The organism is Polaromonas sp. P1_G2 (assembly GCF_056405515.1).
This window is the reverse complement of record NZ_JBFUBY010000253.1, coordinates 1-6,001: the sequence shown is the minus strand read 5'-3', so window position 1 is coordinate 6,001 and position 6,001 is coordinate 1. Positions and strand designations below refer to the sequence as shown.

Sequence of the window (6,001 nt, the reverse complement as noted above, 5' to 3'; positions counted from 1 at the left end):
CATAGGTAATGTCGACGCGACCGTGGGACCAGCATATACCCATGCTCTGGATAACAGCAAAACATACCAGTACAAACCGACCGAAAAAACCGACGCACGAACCAAAGGCAAACCAGACAGAGTCAGTGGGACGGGTGGCGTTGCCGACACGCTGGCGGATATTGCCCTGAAGTACTGGGTCACCGATCTCCGTCCCGATTTGCCGAACGACCTTGGGAAAGGCACTTCCTCCGACCCCCCATTCTGGCAAAACATGACCAGCTATATGGTCAGCTTTGGCGCCCCGGGCAAAATGACGGATGCGGAGGTAACCAGTGCCAAGGCCGGCACCCTTGCCTGGGCCGACCCTGTACTCAATACCGTCACGACGATCGACGACATGCGCCACGCGGCCCACAACGGCGGTGGCGATTTCCTCACGGTAACCGACGCGGCCCAATTCACAACGGACCTGGGTAATGTCATTGGCAGTATCGCCAGCCAGCAGTTTTCACAAGCCGGTGTGGCGGCATCCGCCACGGATCTGGTCGCGGGCACCAAGAAATTTATCCCTTACTATACTAGCGGCACATGGTGGGGCAACCTGCAAATGAAAGATTTGACCAGCGGCTCCGTAGTTTGGCAGGTCGTCGCCACCGACGGCAACGGCCAGCCAACAGGCGTTACCACGCTGCCCGTACCAGCATCCCGGAAGATTTTCGTCTGGACCGACGCAACCAAGCAAGGCCTCGACTTCACCTATGCCAACATCACCACGGCGGCCAACAGCCTGAAGGGCACCAATACCAACATGYAGATGAGCAATGCGGTGACCTCCGACATGATCGACTACCTGCGTGGCGTGCGGACCAAGGAAGGTGCCGGCATGAGAAAACGTCCAACGGTTCTCGGTGACCTCGTCAATTCGACACCCGCTTACATCAGGAACAACACCAATCCCCAGTTTGAGCTGCTTCCAGTATCTACCCCAGGCTTGACCACCTATGCCGCCTACATGGCCAGCAAGGCGGCCCGCACCGAAGGTGTGGTGTTTGTGGGGGCCAATGACGGCATGGTGCATGCATTTGGAGAAGGCTACGGCTCAAGCATCGGCGGCCGGGAGGTCTTTGGCTATATTCCACGGTCTGCACTTGGAAAGCTCGAAGCCCTGACCGATAGCGGCTATCCCTATGCCCACACTTACATGGTGGACGGCCCGATGATGGAGGTCGACGCCTATTTAACAACCCCCAATCTGACCGGCGGAGGCACGTCCACAGGATGGCGCAACCTGGTCGTGGGTACCGCTGGCGCTGGCGCCAAGTCGGTCTTCGCGCTGAATGCCACCGACGCTCTCAATATGAATGGCAAGGCGATCTTGTGGGAGGTCAATGCGGACCCAGCATTTCCTGTGATGCCGGGAAACTCCACGACTTCGTTCGCAGAACTGGGCAATGTCCTGACTAAAGCCCAGAGTGGCATCACGGTTAGCGGCGACTGGGTGACCATCTTCGGCAACGGCTACGACAGTAAATCCGGGAAAGCCAGCCTCTTCGTCGTTGAGACCGGCACCGGCAAACTGCTCAAGGAAATCCAGACCGACAACACGACCGGCAACGGGCTGGGAGGTGTGCGCGTGGTTTACAACGACAAACGGCAGATTATCGGCGTCTATGCGGGCGACCTGAAAGGCCGGTTGTGGAAATTCGACCTGAGCGGTGCTACCTCCTCCGCTTGGGGCGTTGGCAACGGCGGTGTTGCGCTGTTCACCGCGCTCAGCGGTGTAACACCTTTGCCCATTACAGCCGCACCGGCTGTCGTTGAGCGGACTGACCAACCTAGTTTCAAGCCCAGCTATATAGTGATCGTGGGTACCGGCAAGTTGTTTGAGGCGGGTGACACTTCCATAACAACGCCGATTCAGCAAGTCTATGGCCTGTGGGACCGGAAGCCATTCGGCTCCACGGGTACCGATTCCATTACTGACTCGCAACTCGAAGGTATTAAACAGACCGACGCTACAGGGGGTACCGATCCAAGCACCGGCGAGACAATCAATGGCGGCGGCGCTACTTCCGTCGGCGGGATCAGTTTTGTCAATCCGGCAGTCACCACCCTTGACTGGTCCACTCGTCGGGGCTGGAAGCTGGCTCAAGATACATTGACCGGTGAACGCGCCATCTCAGAGATCAACATAGTAGACGAAATAGTCAAAATCGATACGGTTGCCCCCCAAAGCAGCGCATCGAGCTGCCTGGCCTCAACAAGCAAAGGAGAGACCTACGCGATCAATCCATTCACTGCGACTTGCCGTGTGGGCGGCACGCTGGACACAAATGGCGATAAACAGATTGACGGGAAGGACGCGAACGTCTGCGTCTTCAGCACACCTGCTGATGGCGTCGACGTTGTCCTCATTATCCGGAACTCGCTGGGCGAAGACACCGGCCTCCGAAGCATTCAGACTGCAAGCGGCTCTATCACGATTCGCACCAAGGGCGCGCCCCCGCCCCAGGACTGCACCAACCCGGCCTATGCGGTAGCCCATGTTGCTGAATGCGGCAGCTGCGCCGACGCGGCTTATGCTGCGGCCCATACAAGCGAATGCACGACGGCCAACTGCAGCAGCGCCGCCTACCGGGCGGCCCACCCCGGCGAATGCCCAGGCGCTGTCCTGAACCGCTCATGGCGCCAGCTCTTCCCGCGCGCCAACTGAAATCAGGCTTGAAAATCGCTGCTTTTACCAAGAGAATCACTCATGATGTCCAAATCGAAAAAAAACGACGGCTCGGCGGGCTTTACGCTGATTGAGCTGATGGTCGTGGTGGCGATCATCGGCGTGCTGGCCGCGATCGCCATACCGTCCTACCAGAGCTATATCGCGCGCGGCAACCGCGCYGCGGCGCGAGCGGCGCTTTCGCAGGCCGCCCAGTACATGCAGCGTTTCTACGCGGCCAACGACCGCTACGACGCCGACCGCACCGGTTCCCAGACCATCTGGGCCACCCTGCCGCCTTCCTTCATGAAGGCGCCCGCCGACGGCACCCAGCTCTATGAAATTTCCAACACCGGCGGCAATTCCAGCAGCGCCACCGCGAGCACGTTCACGCTTATCATGCGTCCTTTGACCACAGCCAGCATGGCGAATGACAAATGCGGCGGATTCACCCTGACGCAGGCGGGTGTCAAAGGCGTCACGGTCGCAGGCGCGACCACCGCTTTGATCGCGGAATGCTGGCGTTAAAACCATAGGCCCGTCCCTGATGTGGCCGCAGCGGGAAACCATGCAGCAGCCCATCCAGACAGCCTCTACCCTCGAATTCATCCAGGCTGCCCTGCAGGCCGCGGCCAACGCGCCCCTCAGCGCAGCGCCCAACCCACGCATTGGCTGTGTCCTGGTCTCCGCCGCCGGGCAAACCATAGGCCTTGGCCACACGCAGCAGGCCGGCGGCCCCCACGCGGAAATCATGGCCCTGCGCGATGCCGCGGCCCGGGGCCAATCCACCGAAGGCGCCGCCGCCTATGTCACGCTGGAGCCCTGTTCCCACCACGGGCGCACAGGCCCCTGCTGCGACGCCCTGATTGCCGCGGGTATCAAAAAAGTCGTCGCCTCTATGGCGGACCCCAATCCCCGGGTTTCCGGCCAGGGCTTTGAGCGCCTGCGCGCGGCCGGCATAGCGGTCGACGTGGGCGCCGGCGCCGCGCAGGCCAAAGAACTCAACATCGGCTTTTTCAGCCGCATGGTCCGCAAGACCCCCTGGGTCCGCATGAAGATCGCCGCATCGCTGGACGGCGCCACCGCCCTGGACAACGGCCGGAGCCAATGGATCACCTCGCCCGAAGCGCGGGCCGACGGCCATGCCTGGCGCGCGCGGGCCGGCGCCGTGCTGACGGGCATAGGCACCGTGCTCCAGGACAACCCCAGGCTGGACGTCAGGCTGGTGGAAACACTTCGGCAACCCTTTCGGGTGATCGTCGACAGCCTGCTCCAGACGCCGGTGGATGCGAAAATTTTCGAGGCCGGCGGCCCGGTGTGGATTTACACCGCCGTCCAGGGCGCCCCTCAGGAGGCCGCCCTGCTCGCCAGAGGCGCCACGGTCACCTGCCTGCCCGGCGCCCGTGGCAAGGTGGATCTGGCGGCCATGCTGAAAGACCTGGCGCTGCGCGAGATCAACGAACTGCATGTCGAAGCTGGCAGCAAGCTCAACGGCTCCCTGGTCCGCGAAGGGCTGGTCGACGAGTTCCTGGTCTACCTCGCGCCCAAGCTGCTCGGCGCCGGCCTGGGCATGGCGTCCTTTGGGCCCCTGGAGCAACTTTCCGACGCGGTGCCCCTGCAATTCCAGTCCGTCGAGAGGATAGGCCCCGACCTGCGCGTGCTGGCCCGCGGCGTTGGCCGGGACCAGTTCTAGACGGTTTTTTACCTGCGCCGGGCCTGGCCTGGGCCGCATTTACAGGGCAATAGTGGCCTTTCCCCACGTCCGGGCCGGATTCCCTGCGAAAATAGCGCATGTTTACCGGAATCATTACCGGCTTGGGGCGCATCGTCGCCATCCAAAGCCTGGGCAGCTCTTCAGACCACGGCAAGCGCCTCACCATCGAGACGCCTGCGGGTTACCTTGACGACGTGGGCCTGGGCGACAGCATCGCCCTCAACGGCGCCTGCATGACGGCCACCTCGCTGGACCTCGCCCTCAACCGCTTCACCATCGACATCTCCGCCGAATCCCTGGCCAAAACCACAGGCCTCGCCGAAACCGGCCCCATCAACCTCGAAAAAGCCCTGCGCGCCCACGATCGCCTGGGCGGCCACATCGTTTCGGGCCACGTCGACGGCATAGGCCGCGTCACGCATTTCGCCGAGGTCGGCGAAAGCTGGGAACTGCGCATACTSGCCCCGCGCGAACTCGGAAAATACCTGGCCTACAAGGGCTCCATCACCGTCAACGGCGTGAGCCTGACCRTCAACCGGGTCACCGAYCTGGCGGGCGATGAGGGAGGCACGGAGCTCAGCATCAACCTGATCCCGCACACCGTGCAGAACACCGCCCTGGGCCAACTGGCCGCCGGCTCCCGCGTCAACCTCGAAATCGACCTGATCGCGCGCTACGTCGAGCGCATGCTGGGCGACACCCACAACAACATCCTAAAAAAGCCCTGAACCATGAGCACTGCCATTTCCCCCGTTGCAGACATCGTCGCCGACATGCGCGCCGGCCGCATGGTCATTCTGATCGACGAGGAAGACCGCGAAAACGAGGGCGACCTGGTGCTCGCGGCCGACCACGTCACGCCCGAGGCCATCAACTTCATGGCGCGCTTCGGCCGCGGCCTGATCTGCCTGACCCTGACCCGCGAGCGCTGCGAACTGCTGCAACTGCCGCCCATGGCGACCCGCAACGGCACCAAGCATTCCACGGCCTTCACCGTCTCAATCGAGGCCGCCGAAGGCGTGACCACCGGCATTTCCGCGGCCGACCGCGCCCGCACCGTGCAAGCCGCCGTCGCCAAAGACGCCACCGTCAGCGACCTGGTGCAGCCCGGCCACATCTTTCCGCTGCAGGCGGTGGACGGCGGCGTGCTGATGCGCGCCGGCCATACCGAAGCCGGCTGCGACCTGGCCGGCATGGCCGGCTGCTCGCCGGCCGCCGTGATCTGCGAAATCATGAAGGACGACGGCACCATGGCCCGCCTGCCCGACCTGCTGCTGTTCGCGGCCGAGCACGGCCTGAAGATAGGCACCATCGCCGACCTGATCGAGCACCGCAGCCGCAACGACTCCCTGGTCGAAAAAATCGGCTGCCGCACGCTGAAAACCGCTTTCGGCGAGTTCACCGCCCACGCCTTTCGCGACAAGCCCAGCCAGGGCTTGCACCTGGCCCTCGTCAAAGGCGAATGGTCCGCCGATGACGTTGTGGCCGCGCGTGTCCACGAGCCGCTGTCGGTGCTGGACGTGCTGGAAACCGGCCGCCCCATGCATTCCTGGAGCCTGGACCAGAGCCTCAAGCACATCGCCGACGAAGGC

At 62.8% G+C, this 6,001-nt stretch carries 5 protein-coding genes; all 5 read left to right on the top strand.

The window, feature by feature from the left end; all coding sequences use genetic code 11:
• Window positions 1-2,695, top strand: a 2,695-nt coding sequence (locus AC1D0P_RS20400; RefSeq protein WP_477678423.1) for a pilus assembly protein, incomplete at its 5' end; no start/stop codon positions are given.
• A gap of 42 nt (window positions 2,696-2,737) precedes the next feature.
• Window positions 2,738-3,223, top strand: a complete 486-nt coding sequence (locus AC1D0P_RS20395; protein WP_477678422.1) for a type IV pilin protein — start codon at window positions 2,738-2,740, stop codon at window positions 3,221-3,223.
• Between the two features lie 40 nt (window positions 3,224-3,263).
• On the top strand, window positions 3,264-4,388 hold the full coding sequence (ribD, locus tag AC1D0P_RS20390; RefSeq protein ID WP_477678421.1) for a bifunctional diaminohydroxyphosphoribosylaminopyrimidine deaminase/5-amino-6-(5-phosphoribosylamino)uracil reductase RibD: 1,125 nt from the start codon (window positions 3,264-3,266) through the stop codon (window positions 4,386-4,388).
• A 98-nt stretch (window positions 4,389-4,486) separates the two neighbouring features.
• Window positions 4,487-5,137: a riboflavin synthase gene (locus AC1D0P_RS20385; RefSeq protein WP_477678420.1), complete on the top strand. Its 651-nt coding sequence runs from the start codon at window positions 4,487-4,489 to the stop codon at window positions 5,135-5,137.
• A 3-nt stretch (window positions 5,138-5,140) separates the two neighbouring features.
• Window positions 5,141-6,001, top strand: an 861-nt coding sequence (gene ribB / locus AC1D0P_RS20380) for a 3,4-dihydroxy-2-butanone-4-phosphate synthase (protein ID WP_477678419.1), incomplete at its 3' end; no start/stop codon positions are given.